Raw genomic sequence first — 25,511 nt, 5'->3', positions numbered from 1 at the left:
TCCCTAAAGTCTTGCTAAATTTGTGTTTTTGGGGCTTAAAATATCCTCATTTACACCCACAAATTCACCTCTTTCATATGCACTGATCGCCGCTCTTGCTATCATTAGGGCATTATCAGCACAAAATTCAAGCGGAGCTAATTTTAACTCGCACTCAAATTCCTCACAAAGTGTTTGCAAACGCCCTCTTAAATTCAAATTTGCACTCGCCCCCCCCACGACTCCAAATTTTTTAAAACGATGTTTGGTAAAAATTTTACGACACTTATCAATAATGTGCAAACAAGCCGCCTCCTCAAAGGCATAAGCTATCTCACTTTTAGTATTTTCATCTAAATGTTGATGTTTTGTAAGCTCAAGTCTTGTTTGATTTTTAAGTCCCGAAAAAGAAAAGTTAAGTTCTTTTGAGTGAATCATAGGCACAGAAAAATGGAAATTTTTTATCCTTGCTTTTTTTGCCAAATTTTCTATCACAACCCCACCCGGATAGCCCAAATTCATCATTTTAGCTACCTTATCAAAACTCTCGCCAAAGCTATCATCATTGCTTTTTGCTAAGATTTCTAAAAAGCCCTTCTCATCGACTTTCAAAACCATAGTATGTCCGCCACTCACTAGCAAAATGCCCATATCATACTCCTCTTTTTGCTCCAAAAAAAGTGAGTAAATATGTCCTTTTAAGTGATTAATAGCAATAAGCGGCACATCAAGGGCTAAAGCTAAGCTTTTAGCCATAGCAATACCTCCCACTAAACTCACACTAAGCCCCGGTTCATTTGTAACGGCTATGGCACAAAGTTTATCAAAATAGCTCTTACACTGCTGCAAAATTTTAGGCAAAGCTTCACTATGAAGTCTAGCGGCTAGTTCAGGGACAACCCCACCATAATGAGAATGCTCTTTTTCTTGTGAAATTTTTTTATGAAAAAGGCAATTAAAATTGTCTTTATCAAGGATAGCTATAGAGCTATCATCACACGAACTTTCTATGGCTAAAATGCAATTTTTCATTCAAATTCTACCAAAACAGAGCCTAAAAACTTATCTTTTCTCGCCGCCTCTTTAAGTGTATTGATGTCTGGCATTTTAGCGTTTTTAATGATCTTAGTGCCTTTTTGATATTCGAGAAGTTGCTGTAAATTTGCTCCGCGTAATTCATAAAATTCCACCCTATAAATCTTACCTGCATCATCAAGGGCATATTGAGTTTTCATTTTATTTTTTGTTACGATGATATTACTTTCATCTTTTGAATGATCAAAACCTATGATATTAACACGCACATTTTGAATTTTTGGTATTACAAATTCCTTCTTAACCTTAACTCTAGTTGCAAAAGGCACGGAAGTCTCATTTCCATCGATGATAAAATCCACCTCTTCAAAGGCATCGCTAAATTCTAAATATTCTGGATAAATTCGGCTTTGAAAGCGATTGCCATACTGGATAAAAAAATGATTATTCTCCGCAACCACAGCGGTTAGCTCGTTACTTGTTTGATAGTTTAACTCTTTATTGACAGGAAAGGGGATATAATTCATACTTTTTCTAGGATTTTTAAGATAAAGCAAAATTTTATCATCAAAAAGCTTAACTTCAATCTCTCTATTAATAGCTCCATACACACCATCAGGACTCAGCTCAAAGCTTCTTTCCCACTCAAGCCCAGCTGTTTTAAGATAATTTTCCACCGCTAAAAGATGATAATAAGCTCTTAAATGCACAGGTAAATTCTTGCTCGCTTCATTGGCAAAGGCGGCTTTTTGATTTGAAATCACAAAATAAGTGAGGGCTTTAAGCATTTCCGTATCGTTTAGCTCTTCTGTTTTGGTGTTCTTAAGAAAATATTTATGTCTAGGGTCAGCCAAAGAAGCATTGACACTTTCAACCGTCTGCTTTGCAATGCTTTCTAAATTATGATAAGCACTAGCATTAATTTCTTTAGTATCAATCACACTTGAATTTCCCCAACGCTTAGGGTTTTTAAGCTCATTTTCATAAGTAGGACGATAAAAACCCCAGCCATCGTGAAGATTAATTACCATACTTACTTCAGGCTTTAAAATGAGGCTTTTAATCCTTTGCACCGTTTCAAAATCAGGGTCTTTAGGATTAATCTCTGCGAATTTGCGGTTTAAATCCCCACTCACACCCCGACTTCGCTTAATAATGCTCTCAAAAGCTAAATTTGGAGCCACGATAATCTTGCCTTTAGTAATATTATAATCACTAAGGAGCAAACTAGCCGCATGAAAGCCACCCGGCTCATCGCCTTGCATACCGCCAAGAATTAAAATAGTATTATTATTTTCACTGCTCGTGCCATTTTCCCCCACGCTAAATTCAAGAGCAAAAATACTCACAATAAAACTAAACAATAAAGCTAAAATTTTCACAATATTCCCTTACCTTTCTATCATACTCAAACACTTCTTCAAGTTCTCTTATTTTAGGCTCTCCAAAATGATCTAAAGTTTTAAAAACACCTTTTGAAATGTCTAAAAATTCGCATTTTTGCTTTAAAAATTTCTCAACCATCACTTCATTTGCCGCATTGATGATGACCCCCAAATTTGGATTATTTAAGAGAGCATTTTTAAGAGTAAAAAGCGAATATTTTTTAAGACTAATTTTGTGGAATTTTAAATGAGAAAGTTTAACAAAATCAAGCGGAGGCAAAATTTCAAATTCGTGCGTGTCAAAAATAGCTTCAGCGATTGCTAGTTTCATATCAGGCTTAGAAAAATACGCACTTGTAGCACCATTTTGAAATTCACAAAGAGCGTGCAACAAGGATTTAGGCTCGATAAAAGCGTCAATTTCTTTAATGTTAAAAAGATGATAAGCCTCGATAATTTCAAAAAGCTTATTTGCCATCGTTGCGCTATCGATGGTGATTTTAGAACCCATAGACCAGTTAGGGTGCTTTAACGCATCACTTGGCTTGACGCTTTTTAAATCTTTTGTTTTCAATTTAAAAAACGCCCCTCCACTCGCACAGACATAAAGCTTTTTGACATTTTGTCTCTCTTTAAGCAAAGCGTTTAGGGCAGAATGCTCACTATCCACAGGGATAAGATTTGCTCCCTTTAAAAATTCCCCCGCCACAACTAAACTTTCTTTATTTGCCAAGGCGATTTTTTTATTAAGTTTATGAGCTTTTAGTGTGCTTTTAAGCCCTGCAAAACCGACAATAGCATTTAGCAAAAGGGTATCACTACTAAGTTCTAAAATTCTCTCAAGCCCCTCTTGACCCACAAAAACATTTTTATGTTTAACTAAATGCCTATCTTTTGCCTCTTTAATGCAAACAAATTCAGGCTTAAAACGCTCAATTTGTTTATTTAAAAGCTTAATATTCCCCCCACACGCCAAAGCACTAATGTGTAAATTTTTCAAAATGGCAAGTTTTAGGGCATTAACCCCTATACTTCCCGTGCTTCCAAAAACTATCATAAAAGCACAACCATAGCAAAAGAGGCTATCATCACAGCATCAATTCTATCTAAAATGCCTCCGTGTCCGGGGATTAAATCTCCGCTATCTTTTAAATTTGCCACCCTTTTAAAATAGCTTTCTATCAAATCTCCTATCACAGCCAAAACAGCCACAAAAAAACTAATCACAATCCACAGCCAAAATCCCCCCATAATAATGCCTACTAGCCCCCCACCCACAACAGCACAAAGCACACCGCCTATAACGCCCTCTAAGGTTTTATTAGGGCTAGTTTGTGAAAAAGGCGTTTTACCCAACATTTTACCGATAAAATACGCCCCGCTATCACACAATACAACAAGTAAAATTAGCAAAAAAAGCGTAATCATACCCTCGTTTAAATACACCTGCCAAAGAGTCAAAATAGGCAAAGTAGGATAAAGATAAATCAAGCTTAATCTTAAATTTTCCGCCTTTTTATAAGATAAATATCCCACGACCAAAATCACAAGAAAAAGCCCAAAAAACAAGGCTTTTTCATAATAACTTCCTAGCAAAAAAGCTAAAAAGACAGGGATAAAAGAGGCATTAGACACATCAAAAAGCTTTTTTGCCTCATCAAAAGCAAAATAAAGCAAAAGTCCAAACACCACAAAATTAATCCAAAAAACATCAATCAAAGCGATGATGATAACAGCCGCTATCATCACAAAGCCAGATATTATCCTTGTCGTATCAAACATACATTTTCCTTTTAAATACTAATATCAATGTGGGGGATTTTTTGTGCGTTTTTAAACAATGCATCTTCCTCATCTAATTTTTCTAAATCCCCACTCTCCTCCACTTCCTCTAAATCCTGCTCTTCGCCGTTTTCCTCGTCCTCTTTTTCATTTTCTTCGTGTTTTTTCTTCTTTTCTTCCTCGTCAGCTTTTTCTTTAATCTCCTCATCGACCTCGTGGCTTTTAGCGACTTTTTCTAATTTTTCTATTGTTTTTTCCTTTTCGCTAAACTCACTTAAATTTAAATTTGCCGCAAAGCCCTCTTTAGCAAGCTCATTACTCATTTGAGTCGCCGGATAAGCCATATTTTGATTGATGTAATTCATATTTCCTATGGGACTTACGGGCATTTTCACTCCTTTAAAACGCTAAGGGTTTTATAATTTGTATAATTAACAAAAGCCTTTTCTCTTATTTTGACAAAATTCCTTGTTGTATAATCGACCAAAACACTCCCGGGGTTTAGCTTAGAAAAGCTTACGCAAAGTTTCGCGGCAAATTCTAGCACCTCTTGGCTAATATTTTGTTTATTGTGTATAATGAAAGTGTGTGAGCTTGGCACATCTTTGATATGTAACCACACATCATTTTTTTTAGTGTTTTTTAGCAAATAAATATTACCCTTTTCATTTTTACCCACACAAATTTTAAATTCTTTATAATAAAAACTTGCAATTCCTAGTTCATTTTCATCTTTTTTTACAAGTTCTTTTTTGCTTTTTTTAGGGAGTAAAATTTCAAGCTCAAACAAACTTTGACAATTTTGAACCATTTTTTTTAAAGCAAATAAGAATTCTAATTTTTCCTCCAGATTTTCTCTTTGCAAACAGATATTTTTAGCCTTTTGTTTGAGTTTTTTTGCCAATTTATAATAAAGATTTGCACTCATTTTAGGACTATTTTCAAGCACAAATTCCACTTCTTTTCCCTCAAAATCTAAAAGTTTAAAATTCCTTTCATATTCCTTTAAAACGCTTAAATTTGCAAATAAAATATCCGCTTTTTGACTGAGCTTCATCGCCATTAAAAGTAAATCCTCTTCACTTTCTAAGGCATTTAAACGATTCTTTAATTTTTCAATTTTACCTTGCAAAAGAATTAATTTTACTCCTTGAATTTGCAAAAATTTTTTAGAGTATAAAGCGTGAAATTTTTCCTCAAAATACGCCTTAAAATCCTCGATTTTAACGAAATTTGTATCCATTTTAAAGGGCTTTAGCTCTAAAAGCATTAAATTAGGCTTTACTTGACGATAGCTTTTATCTATATGCCTTAAAGCCTCTAAAATTAAGCCTTTACTATCTGTGATAATCGCATTTGTATTTTTACCTGTGAATTCAAAATAAATCACACTTTCATAGCTTTTATAAGATTTGTTAAGCTCCACTTTTAAACATAAAATGCGGTTATTTTCAAGCACTTTCAATTCTTTAATTAAAGCATTGCTAAAGTATTTTTTAAGCGCATAATCAAAAGGAGCGTTGTAGCTTTTCATCTTTAAATTTGCTGTGTAAATTCCGCTTTCATTTTTATTTAAATCAAAAACATAATACACCTTATCAAAACTAAGACACAAAACATTATCATCAATTCTTCTAATAAAATCAAGCCTCTTATACTGCTTTAAAAATTCGCAAATTTGCACTAATTCTGTATATTTCATAACCAAATTATAAGATATTTTGGAAATTTATGCTAGAATTCGCCATTTTTTATTAAGGATTAAGATGAGTTCGCTTTTAAATGCGGTAATTTTGTGCGGAGGTAGGTCTTCTCGTATGGGAAGAGATAAAAGCCTACTTCAAATAGGACAAAAAAGCCTCGCTCAAAATGCTTATGAAAAGCTTACTCCACTTTTTAAAAAGGTCTATCTCTCTAGTAAAGATGAAAAATTCGACTTTAAAACAGATATCATCAAAGATGATAAAGGCTTTCAAATTCACTCCCCTATGCTTGCACTTTATTCTATTTTGAAACATTTTAAAGATGAATTTGTGTTTATTTTAGCTGTGGATTTTGTCCGCTTTTCTGGGGAAGAATTAGAAAATTTAACGCCCTTTTTAAAACAAAATTATAAAATCATTATCCCGCAAACTAGGCTTTATAAACATAGTCTCTGTGGCTTTTACCACTCATCTTTAGCACCCTTATGTAAAGAAATGCTTGAAAAAAATGAGCAAAAAATAGGACTATTATTTGATAAAGTGCCAAGCAAATTTGTGCCTTTTGAAAGCGAAGAGCCTTTTTTGAATCTAAACTATTATGATGAGTTTTTAAAGTATCAAAGCGAGTGTTTATGAAAAAATTTTTTCTTATTTTCAGTCTTTTTTCCTTATGCTTGGCAGATGATTTAAGTAAGGCTTTAGAGTATGAAAAAAAAGGCGATTACAAAAGAGCTATGCAAATTTATAAAAAACTAGCCCTGCAAAATCAAACGCCCATTTTAACCCAAACGCCAAATTCCACCGAAATTTTAGCAAAACAAAATGAGGCAAAAAGCACTCAAACTCCAAAAAATCAAAAACGCCAAAAGGATAATTTTTCTCAAATCGCTCTAGCAAATTATTTAGGAGATGAAAATTCCTTTAATCCACTTGGCATTAGCTCTTATAAGATGAATTATTTTTTACCCTTTTCACACACCAATCACGACTTAAGTGGCTCTAAAAATGAAGTCAAATTTCAAATCAGTCTCAAAAAACGCCTTTTTGAAAATTTATTAGGACTTGATGAAAAATACTACTTAGGCTACACGCAAACTTCACTATGGCAGCTTTACAAGCACTCTTCTCCTTTTAGGGAAAATAGCTACCAGCCTGAATTTTTTGTCGATTTTCCTATCCATTTTGACGGCTATGATCATTTTAATAATCTTAGATTAGGATTTTTACACGAAAGCAATGGCAAGGACGATGACCACGAGCAATCACGCTCTTGGAACAGACTTTACGCCTCCACGACTTTTTTATATAAAAGATTTTTAATTGTTCCTAGAATTTGGTATAGAATTAACGAGGACGGCGGAGAGGATGATAATCCTGCTATGGAGCATTATATGGGAAATTTTGATGTGAATTTGGGCTATTTGGGGGACGATTTTTTTCTTAATGCAATGCTAAGAAATAATCTTAATTTCTCTCGCAACAAAGGTGCAGTGCAAGTGGATATAGGTTATGACATTTTTGACAATGGCATTTATTATTATGTGCAGTATTTTAACGGCTATGGCGATAGTCTCATTGACTATAACAAACGCTTAGAGCGTATTTCTACGGGCTTTTTAATCTCTTACTAATGTTTTTAGAAAAAAATTTATCCGCCCTAAATTCTAGTGTTTTTAGCGAATTAAGCCTAAAAATTGTCTCTTACCTTCAAGGTAACGAAAAAAGCCAATTAAGTAAAAACGGGGGGGTCTTGCGTATGAAGAGGGTGAAAAAGAGCAGCTTTTTAGTGAGATTAAAACTCAAAGTTTGCGTTATCCTTTCATCTGCCTTTTTGGCATAGGAGATGGCGAACTTATAAAAAGGCTTATTCCCTCATACTCTCTTATTATCGTCTTGGAAGAGAATTTAGACTTTTTCATTTCGGCTTTTTCTCGTTTTGATTTTAGTGAGGATTTTAAGCAAGGCAGGGTCATTTTTGTCGATACTAGCAGTGAAAAATTAGAGCTTTATCTTACTATGCTTTTTTCAACTAAGCCTTATTATCAATACCTTAGCCTTTTTGAGCTTTTTATGAACGGGCAATATTATCAGCATTTTTATTTAGAAAAAGCAAAAGCCGTGCATAGACTTTGCGAAAGTGCCATTTTTACAACCCTAAGCACACTTGGGGTATGGGCTAGGGACATTTTATTTAGCGTGTATGAAAATTTTCTTTTCAATGTGCCTTTAATGCTTGAAAATATCCCTATAGCAAGACTTATTGAGGAAAGAAAAAACAAATTTGAAAATGCCATTGTCATCTCAGCAGGTCCAAGCCTTAGCAAACAACTTCCCCTTTTAAAAAAGGTGCAAGAAAACGCCGTGCTTTTTTGTGCGGACGGAGCTTTAAACATAGTCCTAGAGCAAGGCATTGAGCCTGATTATATCCTCAATACAGATATTAGTGATTTTGCAAAGGCTTTTTTACACGAAATTCCAGCTAAAAGCCTCATCATTAATGGTTACTCTACTCACCCAAAAACCCTAAAAAGCCTTAAGGGTAAAAATTTAAGCGTGGTGCTGGGCACGAAAGACGGCGTATGTCAGTATAATTTCTTTAAAGACTTTGGTTTTATAGAGCTTGGAGGGAATGTCAGTCATTTTGCTTACGCCTTAGCCTTAGAGCTTGGCTTTAAAAATATCATTATGCTGGGGCAGGATTTAAGCCTTGATTTTAACGGAGACTCGCACGCTAAAGGCTATGCTTATGGGGAAAATTTCGAAACAGAGGCAGACATAGAGTATTTTAAAATCAAGGCTTATGGAGGAAAAGGTGAGGTTACAACGCATATTACTTGGGATTATTACAGAAAAGATTTAGAAAGACTTTTTCTTTTAAATAAAAACAAAGCGACTTTCATCAATTCAACAGAGGGTGGGGCTTTCATCAAATTTAGCAAGGAACTTAGCTTTGAAGAAAGTGCGAAATTACTCACTAATAAAAAGCCAAATTTTAGCCTCACAAAACCCATCACGCACAATAAAGCAAAAAAAATTTTAAGCAAATTTAACACTAAAGTCAAAGCGGATCTTAGAAAAAGCCAAGGTATGCTAGAGGGAGCAAAAGAGCTTTTAAACGCCTTAAATACCATACTTGAAAGTCATAAAACTCTCCCCCTTAACTTTTTAGAAAAAGTCAAAAAGATGATTGATGAATTTGATGGGAAATTAGAAGAGGACGAGTTTTTGAATGATGGGAAATTAGAAGAGGACGAGTTTTTGAATGATGGGAAATTAGGCTTTGTTTTTTATAAAAAAGGAGAACTCATCTGTGAAGTTTTAAAAGCAAAAATAGAAGATGAAAGCTTATTTCATCTTTACTACATCAATCATTATAAAGAGTGGCTAGGATTTTTCATAGAAAATTTAGAACGCAAAATCCAAATTTTAAACAAAGGCTTGGAAAACTCTCTAAGAGAGTAAATCCACTGAAATTTTGCCGTTTTTAATCTCGCTAATTTTCACATCAAGCCTGTCATTTTCGCTTAATTTAGTCTTAATTTTAGAATTATGAAGCAAACCATCGACCCCGTCTTTTAAAGCGATGAAAGCTCCAAAAGGTGCTACCTTTTTAACCTCTGCGCCGTGAAATTCCTCGCCGACTTTAAACTGCGTTAAATCCTTTTTCTTGCCCTTATTTGTAATGCTGATGATATAATCTTTCGCCGCTTTGATTTGCTCACTTTGATTTCCTGCGATTTTAACCTCACCCTTTTCGCGGTCAAGGTCGATAGAAACGCCAAATTTTTCGATAATCTCTTTAATCGTCTTACCCGCTTGTCCTATAATATCAACAATCTTACTAGGCTCTACGCTAAAAAACTCTAATTTTGGCAAAATCTCTTCATTAACGACAATTTGAGAATTTGCCTCCTCCATTAAATCTAAAATGTGAAGCCTCGCCTCTCTTGCTTGATAAAGAGCGTTTTTAAGAATATTTTCATCAATTCCGCCTAATTTAATATCCATTTGAAGTGCGGTAACGCCATCTTTACTCCCAGCAACTTTAAAATCCATATCTCCATCGTGATCTTCAAGTCCCATAATATCAGTCAAAATAGCATACTCATCACCCTCTAAAACAAGCCCCATAGCCACACCTGCCACAAGCTTAATGCTAGGCACTCCAGCCGCCCTTAAAGCTAGTGAGCCACCGCACACACTCGCCATAGAGCTAGAGCCATTACTCTCTAAAATTTCACTCACTAAACGCACCACATAAGGATAATTTTCATCAACACTTGGATAAAGTGCTCTTTTAGCCAAATTTCCGTGTCCAAGCTCTCTTCTGCCCGGTGCCTTAATAGGACTTGCCTCACCCACAGAAAAGCCTGGAAAATTATAATTAACCATAAAGCGTTCGCTAATAGGATTTTTCTCGCTTAGTAAATCTGTCATTTGTGCATCATTTTCCCCACCCAAAGTCGCCACAACTAAAGCTTGTGTTTGTCCCCTTGTAAAAAGGCAAGAGCCGTGTGCATTTGGTAAAATATTTGTTTCTATTTCTATGGCTCTTACCTCGTTCAAAGCGCGTCCATCTGCTCTTTTTCTTTCTTTTAAAATTTGTGTTCTTATCAGTTCTTTTTTGACTTTGGAAAGGGCATTAAAAACTTCTTCTTGGCTATATTTATCTATGATATTTTCAAGCTTCATAAGCTCTTTGGCGATTTTTTCTAACTCACTTGCTCTTTCGCTTTTTGCCATTTGATTGATGGCAAATTTAACTTCATTTGTGTAATTTTGCTTGATAAATTCAAAAAGTTCTACATTTTCAAGCTCTGCTTTAAGCTCGATTTCTTCATTTTTTCTATGTTTAGAAAATGCCTCCTCATAAGCGTTTGAGCCATTGAGTATAGCTTTTTTTGCTACACTTAAAGCCTGTAAAATCTCATCTTCGCTTAATTCATTCATCACTTGCTCATAAATGCTAGTTCCCGCTAAAGCCTCCGCAAAGCTAGTTTCTACCATAACCTCACCCTCACTCTCACTTGGTAAAGCTCTCATTTCTATCATCAAAAGCTCATCTTTAACTCCAGCTACATAAAGATCTAGTGTGCTTTCTTTAAGTTTAGAATTGCTTGGATTTAGCACAAACTCATTATTAATTCTAGCGATTCTTACCCCACAAACAGGTGCTTTCATAGGAATTCCACTCAAATATAAAGCCACGCTTGCCGCATTTAAGCTCATCACTTGTAAATCCACCTCATCATCAGCTGAAAGCACCATTACAACTATTTGTGTAGGATAAGCATAACCCTTAGGAAAAAGCGGTCTTAAACTTCTATCAATAATCCTTGCCGTTAAGGTTTCATTATCTCCTGGCTTTGTTTCTCTCTTAATGTAGCCTCCGGGAATGCGTCCTACGGCATAAGCTTTTTCGATGTATTGCACAGTAAGAGGTAAAAAGTCCTCCTCGACTTGCTTATCCTCTCTTGCTACGGCTGCTAAAACAACACTTTTACCCACTCTCATTAAAACAGAGCCAGCTGCTTGTTTAGCGACCTTATTGATGTCAAAAATTTCTAAATTTTGATTCACTTCTATGCTGTATTGCATTATATTTCCTTTATCATTTGATAGTAATTTTTTAAAATTTTTAAATAAATTAAACACGCTTTTTCCTTAAATTTTATTTTCATCATCTTGTAAAGCAAAATCATAGCCCACGCCCCCAAGTGGATAAAAATTAAACACAAGATAAAATCCACTTTGATTTCTAGCACTAATACCAGCACTTGTAAGTTTTGGGTCTATCCTTTCTTTATACATTAAAGAATAATTCCAACACTTACGCTGATAGGTATAACCTAGCTCCCACATATTCGCATGCGCTCTTTGAGTATCAAGCCAAATTCCACCAAAAAAATTATAATTTGCGTTTAAATAATAATTTGCCCTTGTGCCTATGAAGCTATATTTTCCATATTCATCATTTTGATAAGCGTGAGAGAATTCCCAATTAAACTGCGGATTTAAGCCTAGCTCAATTTGACTTAAAATATTACTAAAATGCCTATCTAAATGAGAATAAATCACTTCGTTATTAAGGCTAATATTTTCATTATAATAATAAGTAATGAGATTTTTACTCTCTTCAAATTCATCGCGTCTGCTTAAATAACTCACATCGATGCGATTTTTAAGTTTTTTCTCGCCATTTTCATTGTAAAAATATTGCACTAAATAAGGACTTAATTTTTCATCAATTTTTTCCAAATTTAAATAATCCTCACTAATACCTCCTGATTTACCTCCGGGTAAAATATAACTAACCCCCAAATTTAAAGTATGAAAAAAGCTATCATAAGCCTTAGAAAGATCTGTATAAAAGTCAAATTCGTGTGTGTTTCTATAAAAATGCTCGTGTTCTTTTTGTGGGTCGTTGCTGTAATTAACAAAAGAAGCGTCAAGCCTTTCCGTAAAAGCAAAGTGCAAAAAATTATCAAAAAAAGCATTGTGGTATGATAAAGGTAAGCTTAAATTAAGATTATTCGCATAAGGTCCTACGCGTCTGTAATAATTATTAAAACTCACATCAAAAGAGTAGCGTATCCTCTCATCAAGCAAAGAATTTAAAAAGCGGTGGTATTGAAATGAGGGATATTCTTGTAAGGTGTCTTTATTGTGGGTTTTAGAGGTGTCGATATAGTATTTTCCATAAGCTCCATAAAAATTATTTTCATCGGCAAGAAAATAATTAATTTTTGAAGTAATTAAAGAATTCACATCTTTATAATCGCGTCTTCCCAAATTTAAATAATCCACATCATTTAAATAAGTCGCATCAACCCACAATCCTTCTTGAAAATTATCTCCAAGTAAAGATTTAATCAAATCCGTTCTTAGATATTTAAGCTCAGCACCTACATGGGTTTGATTTTCCAAATTTTCATCTTTAAAATAATCTGTATTTTCCCTAAAAACTCCAAAATTCCACTCCCCCATAGAAGAAGCAGAATCGATAAATCTTAAAGTTGAGTAAAGTCCATAACCCCTATGTGTTCTTATTTGAGGATTAAACTGCAAATCCCAATTTTCCTGCATAGTGAAATAAATAGGTTGCTCATAAAAAAAGCCTTCATCACCCTTTATGCTAAATTTAGGCACTAAAAGTCCTGTGCGTCTTTGCGTATCTGTACTAAAACCAAAATAAGGCATATAAAATACAGGCACATCTTTAACATACAAGCGTGCATTATAAAGATGGACAAAATTTGTCTCTCTATCTAGCCTACCTTCACTAAATTTAATCTCCCAGTCAGGACTTTCGACATTACAGCTTGAAACGGAAGAAAGCGTAGCCTTAAAGCTCTTATCATCTAAGCAGCTCTTATCGCTTTTAAACCATACTTCAAGGTCATTATTTGCAAAGAAAAATTTTTCAAAATTTGCTTCATTTGTGTCAAGTTTTATTCTAGCATAATTTGAATGCGACCTTTCATTTTGCCCCCTTAAAATATTCACATCGCCAAAAAGCTCAACTTCGGAGGTTTTTTCATTATAAATTGCCTTATTTGCCGTGATGAAATAAAAATCGGAAAATATAACTACATCTTGATTTGCAATAAGCTTATCTCCCTCTTTTTTAGCATTTGTAGCGTAAATATCTACTTGTGCAGCATTTAAAGTAAGAGAAGTTGCCAAAAAGAAAGAAAAATTACGCCACATCAACAACCACAGTCCTAGCTAAATAATCTTGCCAAGTTTTACGCAAATTATTCCCCAAAGCCCACGCAAAACCCAGCATAAAAGCCATACCGCTAAACTGCCTAATTAAAGCCCTAATACAACTTTGCGTCCAATTTGGCTTATCCAAAAGCTGCTCATCAATCACGATAATTTTACACACCATCTTTCCCAAACTTGCCCCATAAAGTGCCGTAAAAATAGTGTGATAACTAAACTGAAGCACAAACAAGCCCAAAGAAAAATTTCCTAAAATTCTTACTGCTTCAAGCGGGTCGCTCATCTTTTGAAATTCATTAAAAAAAATCACAAAAACTATACAAGAAAGCAAAAATTCATCAATAGTGTAAGCCAAAGCTCTTTTGAAAAAACTAGCGATTTTTAAGCCCTCTCGATCTAATTTATCTTGTAAATTTTCGTTCATTAATCCACCTGATAAGCTATATCTTTTCTAAAATGCTTCCCTTCGTAATTTACATTTTCACAAAGTTCATAAGCCTTTTTTTTCGCCTCTTGTATGGTTTTACCCGTGCCAACACAAACCAAAATCCTCCCTCCATCAGCGATCAACTCATCTTTTTCCAAACTCACACCAGCATAAGAAATGTGTGAGTTTTCAGGTATTTTTGAAATTTCTATCTTGCTTTTTGGGGAAGCTTTAAAAGGATAATTTTTCCCTGCACAAACAACCCCCACAGCAACCTCATTTCTCAAATCAAGCTTGAAATTTTTAAGTCTTTTTTCACTTGCTGCCATAAAAAGCTCAAGCGGATTATTAATTAAAGGCATTAAAACTTCACACTCAGGATCGCCAAAACGCACATTAAATTCCAAAACAAAAGGCTCATTTTTCACAACCATAAGTCCCACAAAAAGCACTCCACAAAAGGCGTTATTTTCCTCTTTCATACCCTTAAGCGTTGGCTTAATCATCTCATCTTTCACACGCTCTAAAAGCTCCTTACTTGCTAAAGAGCTTGGAGCGTAAGCACCCATACCACCAGTGTTTGGTCCTTCATCATTATCATACAATTTTTTATGATCTTGTGCGGCAGGTAAAAGCACAAAATCCTCCTCATCACAAAGAGCGAAAATGCTTAATTCAAAGCCGTCTAAAAATTCCTCCACCACAATTTTACGCCCCGCCTCGCCAAAGCTCTCTCCACTAAGCATTTTAGCGGCAACTTGCGTGGCTTCTTCCTTGCTTTTAGCAATAATCACGCCCTTTCCAGCACATAAGCCATCGGCTTTCACAACAATAGGAGGCGTTAAACTTTCTATAAATTCACACGCTTCTTTAAATTCGCTTGTGTTGATAAATCTTGCCGTTTTGATTTTATGTCTTTGCAAAAATTCCTTCATAAAAGCCTTAGAACTTTCAAGCATAGCCGCACTTTTTGTCGGTCCAAAAATTTTAAGATTGAGCTTTAAAAATTCATCGACAACTCCCTGCTCTAAAAAACTCTCGCTTCCCACTATGCAAAGCTCTACGCCCTCATTTTTCGCATACAAAGCAAGCTCTTTAACATCTTTAATATCTACATTTTGACCAAGTTTCGCACTCGCTCCATTTCCTGGCACAAAAATAAATTCTAAATTTTCTCTTTCTTTTTTTAAGGCTAAGGCTATAGAATACTCCCTAGCACCCGCCCCTAAAATCATAATTTTCATTATTTCTCCTTAAAAACCCAAGCAGCCGTTTTACAAAGATTGACCCCAAAAAGTCAAAAAACCACTAGGCGACTTTTAAAGGCTGCAACTTCTCGCTTCTTTCGAAACTCAAACGACGCCACAGACACGGTAAATCGCACACTCGCAGTTAGTAATAATGTGTTGGATCACTTTAAATAGCACAAACTACTCAGGCAAGTGAAATTATAGTCTTATTTAGCTTAAAATTCTTATATTAACTTAAATTTTGTCTTTCCCGTCTTATCAAAATGCTTTCCTTGCAAAATGATATCCGCAGCACTCTCCCAAATATGTGCCTCATCGATATAAACAATGTCAAAATTATTATCTCTCATTAAAGATTGATAATTAACTTTTTTGGGAGCATATTTAACGATATAATAAGGATTTAACGCAAAAACCTCCACTTTCACTTTACAAAGCAAGTCTAAATCAGAAGTTACCACGAGGAATTTCTTTCTTTGCTCCTTAGTGATTTTTTGGATATAAACTAGAAGTTTTTGGTCAAATGGATTAAGTGCTGCCTTATTAAGCCTACTTAAATAATGCTCCGCAAAAGCTAAAGAGCAAAAAGAATTTTCAATATTACTTCTCGTAAAATAGGAATTTTTAACCCCTGATGATTTTAAAGATAGCTTCCAAATTTTCATATCCATAATAGTCGCACAGAGGTTTAAGCCTGTAACGATTTTATTAAAAAGCTTTTCTCTTGAAAGCTTAAAGGCATTTTCAAAAATACTAAAATTTTTCTTATAAAAATCATCGCGAATCGCCTCCAAACGCTTTAAGGAAGTGCGGTAATAAGTCGCCTCTTTAGCAAGTTTATCAAAACGCTCTTGTTTAGCTTGCATTTTAGCAGGATCCATAGTCGCCGCCCTTGCATTCATTTCTAAAGTTAAAGTTTTCATTTGAGCTTCTAGGGACTGGGCACGATTTTTCCTTGTATCTATGGTGGAAATAAGAGCTTGATAATGACATTGTAAAGACAAAAAAGTCTCGTTAAAAATTTTCGTTATATTAATCATCTTATGCTTATCTTTCATATCATTATAAGAATTTTCTAGGTGCATAATGATACTTTTTAAAGAGCTAAACTGCGTTTGATCAGTAGAATGATCCATAAAAATGAGCGTATCTAAAGATTTTGTCAAAAAGCGTTTTAAGATAAAGTAATCCAAAATGCAAGGAATTTCCTCTTCATCATCGACATTTTGTTTTAAAGCCTCCACAGAAAGAATTTCTCCCGCAAAATACTTTTGAATCGCTTGAGGTATGGTAAAAGAAAGCGGAATTTTCTCTATGGTATCATAGTCCGTCCCTCTATAAAGCTCGGTAATGTAAGCACTACGCCTTGAGCCTTGTAAATCCTCTAACGCCTCATCGCTATCCGTTCGCCAAAAGTCATTTTCAGTGATGAAATCACCCTCTTTAAATTCTTGATAACGCGAAGGACGAACGCTTGTTATTGTCTTACCCTCAGCACGAAATTCCACAAGCATACCCACACTAGGCATACTTCTTTTATCACTCCACGACTGGCGATTAAATTCAAAAAAAAGCTTCGCCGAATTTGTAACGGTGCCTCTACCTGTGGAGTCCATATAAATCGCTATTTTCCCGTGCATTATTTCTTCCTTGAAATTTCATAAGTTAGAAATTTAGCACAATTAAACTTATTTTTTAATTTTTTCTTGCAAATTTTAAACTGCAAAATAAAGAGAGCAATTTAAACTAAAATGCTAAACTTTTACATTTATAAATTTGATAAGGATTATTCAACACGGTGAAAAAAGAAACTTTTTTACATCATCTCAAAGGCAAAAATTTAACCTATAAACGCTACACAAAAAGCCCCTTGCGTTATGGTGGGGGTAAATCTTTGGCGGTGGGGTTAATTTTAGAACAGATTCCTAGTGATATAAAGAGACTTATTAGCCCATTTATTGGCGGTGGGAGTGTGGAAGTAGCGGTAGCTTTAGAGCTTGATATTGAAGTTTTAGCTTTTGATGTATTTGATATTTTAGTGAATTTTTGGCAAGTTTTATGCAAGGATTCTAACGCGCTTTATAATGAGCTTTTAAAGCTTGAACCCACAAAAGAAAATTACGCAATCATCAAAAATGAGCTAAGTTTATTTTGGAATGAAAGGCATAAAAACCCCAACAATAAGCCCAAAATAGAGCTAGATTCTCTCATACTTGCAAGGGATTATTACTTTAATTTTAATCTAAGCTATGGACCCGGATTTTTAGGCTGGATGAGTAAAATCTATGAAGATAAAAATCGCTATTTAAAAGCCTTAGAAAAAATTAGAGCTTTTAAAACGCATAATCTTAAAGTAGAAATGGCGAGCTTTGAAGCGGTGTTTGAAAAATATCCTACTGATTTTTTCTATTGCGACCCGCCGTATTTTTTAGAGGGAGATTCTAAAATGTTTAAAGGAATCTATCCTATGCGAAACTTTCCTATTCATCACAATAGCTTTAATCATGAGCTTTTAGCAATTTGTCTTAAAAACCATAAAGGCAAGTTTGTGTTAAGTTATAATGATTGTGAGTTTATCAGGGAAGCTTATAAGGATTTTAAAATCTTAGAGCCAAAATGGCAATATACAATGGGACAAGGCGAAACAAGAATAGGTAAAAATCGCATTGAAAGGGGCGATGCAGACAACACCAAACAAAGCCACGAACTTTTGATTATAAAGGAGTGAAAATGAAAATAGGGCAAGTCAAAACGGCATTTAAAATCGCTGATGTAGAGTTTGTAAGTGGTAGCACAAAGCTTAATTTTAATTATCTAAAAGATTTAAAAGATGAAAATGGCAAGGCACTATCACAAAAAATATTAAGTGAAAATGTAGCTAGAGTGTATCTTATTGTAGTAGATGGCGAGATTAAAAAAATCGGTGGAAGCCAAGCCGCAGGGGGAATCAAAAGCACTTTAGAAATTTATAGAGACGGCGGAGTAAAAGGGCGACCAAGTATTAGAAGTTTTGGCGTGTGGTATTTTCTCTATCACACGATTTTACAGGGTAAAAAAATAGAATTTTATATGATTTACCAAGAGAATTTTGAAAAAGAAGTCAAAGGGTTGTTTGGGCTGAAAAAAGTCAAAAATGTTTCTATTTCTTATAAATTTATAGAGCAGTGTTGTGTGGAGGATTATTTAAGTGTGGAAAGCGAACACCCAGAATGGAATGTGCAAGAACAAGGCGCGGACTGGCCACTTGAAATAAAAAACCAACACGCAGAACTTCAAGCCAACGCACAGAGTAGAGAAAAGAAAATTAAACGCAAGGAAGTGAGATTAAACAAATAAATGTAGCACGATTTAAAGCCTATAAAGAAAGGTAAAAAGAGCCTAACTGCACATTAAAATTCTCCAAAGGGTATGAATTTTATAAAATAGTCCAAATTTACCAAAAGTATTCTAACACTCTTTCAAATAAGAGCCAAGCCACACAATGTCTTCATTGCCACTTAAGGCTCTTTTGACATTTTCATCTTCTATATGCCCTTCAAAATCGATGTAAAAGCTATGGAGAAATTCTTTTGCTTTCACGGGACGCGATTCTAGCTTAGTGAGATTGATATTTTCTTTTTTAAAATTTTCTAGCAAGGCACTAAGTCCGCCCGGCTTATGTGCTGTGTGTGCTAAAATAGAAGTTTTACAATGATTCATTTTAGGCGTTATAATATCACTTAAAATCAAAAAACGCGTCCTATTTGCCGCATTATCCTCAATTTTATCAAAAAGTAGGGGCACATTATAAATTTTTGCTGCGATTTTAGAACAAATGGCAGCAGACTTTTTATCCTGTGAAGCAAGGTGAGCGGCGTTTGCAGTCGATTTAGCTGGGACGAATTCCACAGCATTTAAGCCGTGACTTTCCAAGAATTTTCTACACTGATTATAACCTTGCGGATGGGAGTAAATGCGTTCAATTTCCTTAATATTTTCATTAATCCCCACAAAAGAATGATGGATATCCATATAAATTTCGCCAAAAATTTTAAGCTCCTCATACGCCCCCAAGCAATCAAGCGTCACGCCTACCGCACCTTCAGTATTATTTTCTATCGGCACGACTCCAAATTTCGCCTCTTTATTTGCAAGCTCTTTAAAAACATCTTCAATGGTCGCTAAGGGGATATAGCGACTCATCGCACCAAAACGCATTCTAGCGGCTTGATGTGTGTAAGTTCCCTCAGGTCCAAAATACGCCACCGCTTGAGGCAATTCCAAATTTCTAGAAACCGCAAAAATTTCCCCATAAATCGCCTCAATGGCATTTTGGTCTAACAGCCCTAAATTCTCACTTTTCAAGCGATTTATAATCGCTCTTTCTCTTTCAGGTCTATAAATGGCTGCACCTAAACTTTGCTTTAATTCCCCTATCCTTTTAACATAGCTCATTCTTTCATTTAAAAGCTTCAAAAGCTCATCATCAATGGCATCAATTTTAACCCTAAATTCCTCTAAATTTGGCATCACAGCTCCTCTTTAAACTCCCAAACGCTTTCATACACTCCGCTTAAAATGCTCACATCTAGCCCCTTAATGCTTTTAATTTTCCCACTTAAAACTAAAATAGGACGCATTTTAAGTGCGTAAGCTTTTAGCAAATCGCCCTTAAAATCATCGCTTATTATGCTTATATCGCTAAACTCAATCCCATTTTTTTGCAAATTTATCAGTCTTAAAGCCTCTTCGTAAAACGCCTTGCTAGGCTTTCCTACGACTTCATAACTTAAATTTGTCGCATTTTTAAGCATAGCCATCACACTTCCCACACCCGGATACAACAAGCCGTCCTTTTTATAAAGGCTTGTTTCGTGCATTGCTATAATCTTTACACCCCTTTGCGCGAGTTCTATCATCTTAGCAAAATCTTTAAATTTAAAATCATCATAACTTGCCACCAACAAAGCCTCAGGCGTTTCAAAATCAAGCATAAAGCCCAAATTTTCAAGGCTATTTATAAACTCATCAGCACCAAAAGCCGCCACCTTGCAAGGCTTAAGATAAGAGCTTAAAACACAAAATGGGTCTAAATATGCCCCCTCCTTTATCTCAAGTCCCTTTTGACGCAAATTTTCTAAAAAATTTAAATCTTTAGTATTATTTGTAATGATGACATAGGGGATATTTTTATCATTTAAAAGCCCTAAAAGCTCCTTTGCACCAGTGATTAAAGACTTATCTTTATCGCTAATTAAAGTCCCTTGCACATCTAAAAACAGCATTATATTCCTTACATATATAAGCCACCATTAATCTTAAGCACATCTCCCGTTACATAAGAAGCATAATCACTTAGCAAAAATGCCACGCAATTTGCCACCTCACAAGGCTCGGCAAAACGCTTAAGTGGAATATTTTCTGCGTAAGTTTTTTTCACTTCATCACTTAAATTTTCAGTCATATCGCTTTTAATAAAACCCGGCGTTACGCAGTTAAAACGCAAATTTCTACTTGCTCCCTCTTTCGCAAAAGACTTGGTCATCGCTATCATACCGCCCTTACTTGCACTATAATTAACCTGCCCAGCATTTCCCATTTCACCAACAATAGAAGCAATATTAACCACCGCTCCAAAACGCTTTTTACTCATCACTTTTAAGGCTTCTCTACAACCTAAAAATGCCGAACTTAAATTCGTATCAACCACACCACTAAAGTCCTCAAAGCTCATTCTAAGGGCTAGTTTATCATTTGTAATGCCTGCGTTATTTACCAAATAACTAAGCTCCCCATCGCTTTCTACGATGAGTTTTACAGCATTGGTAAAGTCCTCTTCTTTACTTGCATCAAATTTAATCAAAGCTACCACACCTCCCTCTTTTTCAATTTCTTCTTTTAAAGCATCGGCAAGTTCAGGTTTTGAACGATAATTAATCCACACCTTTAAACCAAAATTCGCCAAAACTCTAGCGATTTCAGCACCTATACCCTTGCTCGCACCTGTGATTAAAACATTTTTTCCGCTAAATTTCATTTTCTTCCTTTTTCAAAAATTCTCAAATTCTACTTTAAAATCTTAAATGCTTAAAATAAGGTTTCGTTCATTTCTTTGGGAATTTCAAGGTTTAAAATTTTAAGCACACTTGAAGCTATATTGCTTAAACCCATATTTTGCTTGATTTGCTTACAAATTTGTGCCTCAATGAAAACAAAAACATCAAAAGTTGTATGATTTGTTAGCAAATTTCCCCTTTCATCTTGCATCGCTTCGCAATTTCCATGATCGCTTGTGATGATAAAGGCGTAATTTTGCCTTCTCGCCTCTTTTATAATCTCTCCTAAGCAAGTATCCACAGCCTCCACCGCACTCACAGCCGCATTAAAATCACCTGTATGCCCGACCATATCGCCATTTGCAAAATTCACTACGATGAAATCCTCGCCCTTTTTTATCCCCTCCTTTACCACCTCACACACTTCAAAGGCACTCATTTGCGGCTTTTCATCATAAGTTTTTATCTTGGGGCTTGGGATTAACACCCTTGTTTCATTTTCTAGCAAATCCTCTTTTCCGCCGTTAAAAAAGAAAGTTACATGGGCATATTTTTCCGTTTCTGCTGTGTGAAGTTGGCTAAGACCTGCATTTGAAATCACTTCTGCAAGGGTATTTTTAAGCTCCTCCTTTTCAAACAGCACGGGGATATTAAATTTATCATCATAAACACTCATCGTTAGCAGATTTGAAAAATGCTTTTTTTGCTTTAAGGGAGTGAAATTTTCAGCACTTAAAAGCTCGACTAATTGCTTCATTCTATCATTTCTAAAATTGATAAAAATTAAGCCATCTTCTTCATTTAAGCCCTCAAAATCCCCGCTAATCACAGGTTCGATAAATTCATCAAAAATATTTTTTTGATAATTTTCCTCCATATAAACACTCATCTTTTTAACTCTTTTTGCCTCCCCTAAAAGTGCCTTATAATACGCCTCCACACGCTCCCAACGCTTATCCCTATCCATTGCATAAAATCGCCCAGCCAAACTTGCTAAATGCACTTCTTTAGCCTCACAAAATTCCTCTAAATTTTTAATAAAATTTAAACCACTTTTTGGCGAAACATCGCGTCCATCACTAATAGCGTGTGCGAAAACCTCCTTACCCTCATTTTTACAAATTGTAAGCAAGGCATTAAAATGCGTATGTAAAGAATGCACCCCCCCATCGCTATAAAGCCCTATAATATGCACTTTTTTGCATTTTTCAAGCAAAGCTTTTAAATTTGCATTATCTTTAAGCGTATCTTGCTCTATCGCTTGATTAATCTTAACCAAATTTTGATAGATAATACGCCCACTTCCTATACACATATGCCCTACTTCACTATTTCCCATTTGTCCCTTAGGAAGTCCCACAGCCAAGCCGCTCGTTTTTAAAAGCGAATTTGGCACTTCTTTGAAAAGTTTGTCATAAGTGGGCTTTTTAGCAGCGTTAAAAGCGTTAAATTTTGCGTTTGGATTATATCCTATGCCATCTGTTATGATTAAAATACATTTTTGTCTCATTTTTGCTCTTTTATAAGAATATTTTTGGGGAAATTCTACTAAAATTAAGCTTTTAAAAAGCAAATAAAAGGCTAAAATGTATTATTTTTCCGAATTAAGCTCCTATGCTTTCTTTACTTATATCAGTGTGCGTGCGGGTTTTGCGTTTTTCATCGCTTTAATTTTAAGCTTGTTTTTAATGCCTAAATTTATTGCTTGGGCTAAGAGAAAAAACGCCTCCCAGCCCATTTACAAACACGCTCCGCAAAATCATCAAGAAAAATCTCACACCCCAACTATGGGAGGGGTTATTTTTGTATTTTGTGCGATTTTTGCTAGTTTGCTTTGCGTTAAATTTGATAATTTATTTGCCATAATGGGACTTTTATGCTTGATTAGCTTTTGTCTTATCGGCGTTATTGATGATTTAGGTAAGGTCCTTAAAAAAGATAATCATTCAGGTCTAAGTCCTAAGGCTAAAATGTTTGGCTTGATTTTTGCCTCATTGTTGTGCTTAGCTCCTTTATATTTTAGCGGAGTTTTAAGTGCTGATTTTTACATACCTTTTTACAAATATCCTCTTTTTAATATGTATATTTTCGCCCTTTTCTTTTGGATTTTGGTGCTAATCTCAAGCTCAAATGCTGTCAATTTAACAGACGGCTTAGACGGACTTGCGACCGTGCCTTCCATTTTTTCCTTAGCGACTTTAGGCGTGTTTTTGTATTTAAGCGGAAATTTAATTTATAGCGAATATCTCTTTTTGCCAAAAATCAATGGTTTAGGCGAATTAGTTGTCATTTGTGCAGCTTTAATCGGTGCTTTAATGGGCTTTTTGTGGTTTAACTGCTATCCTGCTCAAATTTTTATGGGAGATAGTGGAAGTCTTGCTCTTGGCGGTTTTATAGGCTTTTTAGCCATAGTAAGCAAAAATGAAATTTTACTTATTCTTATAGGATTTGTGTTTGTTTTAGAAACAATTTCTGTTATTTTGCAAGTGGGAAGCTTTAAAATTTGGGGCAAAAGAGTCTTTAAAATGGCACCCATTCATCATCATTTTGAAAAAGTTGGCTGGGTGGAAAATAAAATTATCGTTCGTTTTTGGATGATAGCCCTACTTTCTAATCTCCTCGCCTTAGCCTCTCTTAAGTTGAGATAAGTGAGTAAATTTGTAAAGTTTCAATGCAAATTTCGTTAGATTTAAAACAAAATTTCATCATTTTAATGTTATACTTCTCACTTAAAACGACTTATTAAGGAGAACTTGTAATGTCAAATTCTACAAAAACCTTTATTATTGTAGCTGATATTATTTTATTTATCGCGCTGCTTGCCTTGTTACCTTTTGAAACAAAAGTTAATCAAGGTTTGGCTATTCTAGCATTTATCGCAGTCTTATGGCTTAGTGAGGCTTTGCATGTTACCATCACTGCGATTTTAATTCCCATTTTAGCTGTTATTATGGGCTTGATGCCGACTAAATCTGCGCTACACGGCTTTGCCGATCCAAATATCTTTCTCTTTTTTGGTGGCTTTGCCTTAGCTGCTGCTATGCATTTTCAAGAGCTTGATAAAATCATCGCTCACAGAATACTCATACTAGCTAAAGGAAATTTTGCTCTTGCAGCACTTTACATCTTTTTTACGACCGCATTTTTATCGATGTGGATGTCAAATACTGCCACAGCTGCAATGATGCTTCCTCTTGCCATAGGTATGCTTTCGCAACTTGACTATGAAGAAAATAAAAACACTTATGTTTTTGTGCTTTTAGGCATAGCTTTCAGTGCTAGTATAGGTGGTATAGGGACCTTAGTGGGAACACCTCCAAATGCCATAGTTGCAACGAATTTAAATATCACTTTTGCCGAGTGGCTTCAATATGGCATTCCTATTGTCATCATTTTTATGCCATTAATGATACTCGTTCTTTATGTAACTTTTAAGCCAAATTTAAAATTTCAAATCAATACTGACTTAGAGCAAAAAATTCCTATGGATACTCAAAAATACATCACTTTGGTCATCTTTGCTGTTGTGGCTACGTGTTGGATTTTTAGCTCTCATATTAATCCTTTCGTTTCAAATTTGTTAGGATTTGAGAAAAAAATCGCCGATTTTGACAGCGTTATCGCTATATTGGCTGCTGTTTTAGTCTGTGCTTTTAGGGTAGTAAGCTGGAAAAAAGTGCAAGAAAATACCGACTGGGGAGTTTTAATGCTCTTTGGTGGTGGAATTACACTAAGTCTTGTCTTAAAAGCAAGCAAAATTATGGCTGATGGCATCATCAATCTAATCGCTGGGGGACATTTATTCTTAATCGGGCTTTTAGTTTCTTTATTTATCGTATTTTTAACAGAATTTACTTCAAATACAGCTTCTGCCGCACTTTTAGTGCCGCTTTTTATCTCCATAGCAGAATCCTTAGGGGCACCACCGCTTGGTTTAGCACTCATCATAGGCATAGGAGCGAGTTGTGCCTTTATGCTACCTGTTGCAACTCCGCCAAATGCCATAGTCTTTGGCACAGGTTATATTAAGCAGTCTCAAATGGTGCGTGTAGGAATTTATCTTAATGTTCTTTGCTCTACCATCATCGCTTTAATGGCGTATTTCTTCTGGCTTTAAGCCTCAAGGAGAAATCTTAGTGTTGGCTAAGATTTCTCTTATTAAAAAATTTAACCTTGTTAGATATTTG

The 25,511-nt window shown here is 35.1% G+C and carries 22 protein-coding genes; 7 read left to right on the top strand and 15 right to left on the bottom strand.

The genetic code is table 11. From position 1 onward, the window contains the following. Positions 1–3 precede the first annotated feature (3 nt). Genes tsaD through CVULP_RS03170 form a run of 6 tightly spaced genes read right to left on the bottom strand, consistent with a single transcriptional unit; the run spans position 4 to position 5,883 of the window. Complete coding sequence (tsaD, locus tag CVULP_RS03195) at positions 4–1,011, bottom strand: tRNA (adenosine(37)-N6)-threonylcarbamoyltransferase complex transferase subunit TsaD (protein WP_099507085.1); 1,008 nt, start codon at positions 1,009–1,011, stop codon at positions 4–6. After that, positions 1,008–2,396 (bottom strand): peptidoglycan D,L-carboxypeptidase Pgp1, encoded by a 1,389-nt coding sequence (pgp1, locus tag CVULP_RS03190; protein WP_099462243.1) that lies wholly within the window; start codon positions 2,394–2,396, stop codon positions 1,008–1,010. Before pgp1 ends, tsaD begins: the two co-directional genes overlap by 4 nt. Further along, the gene (dxr, locus tag CVULP_RS03185; protein ID WP_099462245.1) at positions 2,371–3,456 is read right to left on the bottom strand and encodes a 1-deoxy-D-xylulose-5-phosphate reductoisomerase; all 1,086 of its coding nucleotides are present in this window, start codon (positions 3,454–3,456) and stop codon (positions 2,371–2,373) included. Before dxr ends, pgp1 begins: the two co-directional genes overlap by 26 nt. After that, a complete protein-coding gene (locus tag CVULP_RS03180) occupies positions 3,453–4,181 on the bottom strand; it encodes a phosphatidate cytidylyltransferase (protein ID WP_213243384.1) in 729 nt (242 codons plus the stop codon). The genes dxr and CVULP_RS03180 overlap by 4 nt, the downstream gene beginning before the upstream one ends. 11 nt (positions 4,182–4,192) lie before the next feature. After that, a complete protein-coding gene (locus tag CVULP_RS03175) occupies positions 4,193–4,570 on the bottom strand; it encodes a hypothetical protein (protein WP_099462179.1) in 378 nt (125 codons plus the stop codon). Positions 4,571–4,572: 2 nt separating this feature from the next. Then, positions 4,573–5,883 (bottom strand): NFACT family protein, encoded by a 1,311-nt coding sequence (locus CVULP_RS03170; protein WP_099462207.1) that lies wholly within the window; start codon positions 5,881–5,883, stop codon positions 4,573–4,575. Between the two features lie 64 nt (positions 5,884–5,947). Between CVULP_RS03170 and CVULP_RS03165 the strand changes: the two genes are divergently transcribed. The 3 genes from CVULP_RS03165 (at position 5,948) to CVULP_RS03155 (ending at position 9,346) form a co-directional block, all read left to right on the top strand. Next, positions 5,948–6,520 carry a molybdenum cofactor guanylyltransferase gene (locus CVULP_RS03165; protein WP_099462181.1) on the top strand — a complete coding sequence of 191 codons (573 nt, stop codon included), beginning with the start codon at positions 5,948–5,950 and terminating at the stop codon, positions 6,518–6,520. Next, a complete protein-coding gene (locus tag CVULP_RS03160; protein WP_099462182.1) occupies positions 6,517–7,515 on the top strand; it encodes a phospholipase A in 999 nt (332 codons plus the stop codon). Before CVULP_RS03165 ends, CVULP_RS03160 begins: the two co-directional genes overlap by 4 nt. Before the next feature lie 175 nt (positions 7,516–7,690). After that, the gene (locus tag CVULP_RS03155) at positions 7,691–9,346 is read left to right on the top strand and encodes a motility associated factor glycosyltransferase family protein (RefSeq protein WP_141085325.1); all 1,656 of its coding nucleotides are present in this window, start codon (positions 7,691–7,693) and stop codon (positions 9,344–9,346) included. Here the strand turns inward: CVULP_RS03155 and CVULP_RS03150 are convergent. The 5 genes from CVULP_RS03150 to CVULP_RS03130 all read right to left on the bottom strand — a co-directional run bounded on the left by CVULP_RS03150 (position 9,335) and on the right by CVULP_RS03130 (position 16,929). Then, the gene (locus CVULP_RS03150) at positions 9,335–11,482 is read right to left on the bottom strand and encodes a polyribonucleotide nucleotidyltransferase (RefSeq protein WP_099462209.1); all 2,148 of its coding nucleotides are present in this window, start codon (positions 11,480–11,482) and stop codon (positions 9,335–9,337) included. The genes CVULP_RS03155 and CVULP_RS03150 overlap by 12 nt on opposite strands. A 66-nt stretch (positions 11,483–11,548) precedes the next feature. Beyond that, positions 11,549–13,594, bottom strand: a complete 2,046-nt coding sequence (locus CVULP_RS03145) for an LPS-assembly protein LptD (RefSeq protein ID WP_099462210.1) — start codon at positions 13,592–13,594, stop codon at positions 11,549–11,551. After that, a complete protein-coding gene (locus CVULP_RS03140; RefSeq protein ID WP_099507345.1) occupies positions 13,584–14,036 on the bottom strand; it encodes an RDD family protein in 453 nt (150 codons plus the stop codon). The genes CVULP_RS03145 and CVULP_RS03140 overlap by 11 nt, the downstream gene beginning before the upstream one ends. Continuing rightward, positions 14,036–15,283 (bottom strand): phosphoribosylamine--glycine ligase, encoded by a 1,248-nt coding sequence (gene purD, locus CVULP_RS03135; RefSeq protein WP_099462188.1) that lies wholly within the window; start codon positions 15,281–15,283, stop codon positions 14,036–14,038. The genes CVULP_RS03140 and purD overlap by 1 nt, the downstream gene beginning before the upstream one ends. A 230-nt stretch (positions 15,284–15,513) precedes the next feature. Continuing rightward, positions 15,514–16,929 carry a hypothetical protein gene (locus tag CVULP_RS03130; RefSeq protein WP_099462190.1) on the bottom strand — a complete coding sequence of 472 codons (1,416 nt, stop codon included), beginning with the start codon at positions 16,927–16,929 and terminating at the stop codon, positions 15,514–15,516. Positions 16,930–17,087: 158 nt separating this feature from the next. On the opposite strand from CVULP_RS03130, the gene CVULP_RS03125 reads away from it, so the two are divergent. After that, on the top strand, positions 17,088–18,017 hold the full coding sequence (locus CVULP_RS03125) for a DNA adenine methylase (RefSeq protein ID WP_099507346.1): 930 nt from the start codon (positions 17,088–17,090) through the stop codon (positions 18,015–18,017). Between the two features lie 2 nt (positions 18,018–18,019). Continuing rightward, positions 18,020–18,625 (top strand): GIY-YIG nuclease family protein, encoded by a 606-nt coding sequence (locus tag CVULP_RS03120; RefSeq protein WP_099507347.1) that lies wholly within the window; start codon positions 18,020–18,022, stop codon positions 18,623–18,625. A gap of 111 nt (positions 18,626–18,736) precedes the next feature. On the opposite strand, the gene pheA is transcribed toward CVULP_RS03120, so the two are convergent. The 4 genes from pheA to gpmI are packed head-to-tail and all read right to left on the bottom strand — an operon-like array spanning position 18,737 to position 22,834. Further along, positions 18,737–19,798, bottom strand: coding sequence for a prephenate dehydratase (gene pheA / locus CVULP_RS03115; RefSeq protein WP_099462195.1), 1,062 nt, complete (start codon positions 19,796–19,798; stop codon positions 18,737–18,739). Continuing rightward, positions 19,798–20,553 (bottom strand): HAD-IIA family hydrolase, encoded by a 756-nt coding sequence (locus CVULP_RS03110; protein WP_099462197.1) that lies wholly within the window; start codon positions 20,551–20,553, stop codon positions 19,798–19,800. The genes pheA and CVULP_RS03110 overlap by 1 nt, the downstream gene beginning before the upstream one ends. A gap of 8 nt (positions 20,554–20,561) precedes the next feature. After that, the gene (fabG, locus tag CVULP_RS03105) at positions 20,562–21,305 is read right to left on the bottom strand and encodes a 3-oxoacyl-ACP reductase FabG (RefSeq protein ID WP_099462199.1); all 744 of its coding nucleotides are present in this window, start codon (positions 21,303–21,305) and stop codon (positions 20,562–20,564) included. A gap of 50 nt (positions 21,306–21,355) precedes the next feature. After that, on the bottom strand, positions 21,356–22,834 hold the full coding sequence (gene gpmI, locus CVULP_RS03100; protein WP_099507382.1) for a 2,3-bisphosphoglycerate-independent phosphoglycerate mutase: 1,479 nt from the start codon (positions 22,832–22,834) through the stop codon (positions 21,356–21,358). 76 nt (positions 22,835–22,910) lie between these two features. Between gpmI and mraY the strand changes: the two genes are divergently transcribed. Together mraY and CVULP_RS03090 are read left to right on the top strand one after the other, a co-directional pair. After that, positions 22,911–23,972 carry a phospho-N-acetylmuramoyl-pentapeptide-transferase gene (gene mraY / locus CVULP_RS03095; protein WP_099462203.1) on the top strand — a complete coding sequence of 354 codons (1,062 nt, stop codon included), beginning with the start codon at positions 22,911–22,913 and terminating at the stop codon, positions 23,970–23,972. A 110-nt stretch (positions 23,973–24,082) separates the two neighbouring features. Further along, entirely contained in the window at positions 24,083–25,441 is a 1,359-nt protein-coding gene (locus CVULP_RS03090) for a DASS family sodium-coupled anion symporter (RefSeq protein ID WP_099507348.1), read from the top strand. Positions 25,442–25,511: the final 70 nt, after the last annotated feature.

The organism is Campylobacter vulpis (assembly GCF_014217995.1).
Classification (GTDB): Bacteria; Campylobacterota; Campylobacteria; order Campylobacterales; family Campylobacteraceae; genus Campylobacter_D; species Campylobacter_D vulpis.
Note: the sequence above shows the minus strand (reverse complement) of the source record. Positions and strands in the feature narration are given on the sequence as shown.

Coding starts and splice junctions, on each gene's coding strand:
- purD (WP_099462188.1), bottom strand. CDS start 15,283: ATGAAAATTATGATTTTAGGGGCGGGTGCTAGGGAGTATTCTATAGCC.
- pheA (WP_099462195.1), bottom strand. CDS start 19,798: ATGCCAAATTTAGAGGAATTTAGGGTTAAAATTGATGCCATTGATGAT.
- CVULP_RS03175 (WP_099462179.1), bottom strand. CDS start 4,570: ATGCCCGTAAGTCCCATAGGAAATATGAATTACATCAATCAAAATATG.
- CVULP_RS03130 (WP_099462190.1), bottom strand. CDS start 16,929: ATGCACGGGAAAATAGCGATTTATATGGACTCCACAGGTAGAGGCACC.
- CVULP_RS03170 (WP_099462207.1), bottom strand. CDS start 5,883: ATGAAATATACAGAATTAGTGCAAATTTGCGAATTTTTAAAGCAGTAT.
- CVULP_RS03150 (WP_099462209.1), bottom strand. CDS start 11,482: ATGCAATACAGCATAGAAGTGAATCAAAATTTAGAAATTTTTGACATC.
- CVULP_RS03090 (WP_099507348.1), top strand. CDS start 24,083: ATGTCAAATTCTACAAAAACCTTTATTATTGTAGCTGATATTATTTTA.
- CVULP_RS03140 (WP_099507345.1), bottom strand. CDS start 14,036: ATGAACGAAAATTTACAAGATAAATTAGATCGAGAGGGCTTAAAAATC.
- CVULP_RS03110 (WP_099462197.1), bottom strand. CDS start 20,553: ATGCTGTTTTTAGATGTGCAAGGGACTTTAATTAGCGATAAAGATAAG.
- dxr (WP_099462245.1), bottom strand. CDS start 3,456: ATGATAGTTTTTGGAAGCACGGGAAGTATAGGGGTTAATGCCCTAAAA.
- mraY (WP_099462203.1), top strand. CDS start 22,911: ATGTATTATTTTTCCGAATTAAGCTCCTATGCTTTCTTTACTTATATC.
- CVULP_RS03160 (WP_099462182.1), top strand. CDS start 6,517: ATGAAAAAATTTTTTCTTATTTTCAGTCTTTTTTCCTTATGCTTGGCA.
- CVULP_RS03145 (WP_099462210.1), bottom strand. CDS start 13,594: ATGTGGCGTAATTTTTCTTTCTTTTTGGCAACTTCTCTTACTTTAAAT.
- CVULP_RS03165 (WP_099462181.1), top strand. CDS start 5,948: ATGAGTTCGCTTTTAAATGCGGTAATTTTGTGCGGAGGTAGGTCTTCT.
- fabG (WP_099462199.1), bottom strand. CDS start 21,305: ATGAAATTTAGCGGAAAAAATGTTTTAATCACAGGTGCGAGCAAGGGT.
- CVULP_RS03120 (WP_099507347.1), top strand. CDS start 18,020: ATGAAAATAGGGCAAGTCAAAACGGCATTTAAAATCGCTGATGTAGAG.
- tsaD (WP_099507085.1), bottom strand. CDS start 1,011: ATGAAAAATTGCATTTTAGCCATAGAAAGTTCGTGTGATGATAGCTCT.
- CVULP_RS03180 (WP_213243384.1), bottom strand. CDS start 4,181: ATGTTTGATACGACAAGGATAATATCTGGCTTTGTGATGATAGCGGCT.
- gpmI (WP_099507382.1), bottom strand. CDS start 22,834: ATGAGACAAAAATGTATTTTAATCATAACAGATGGCATAGGATATAAT.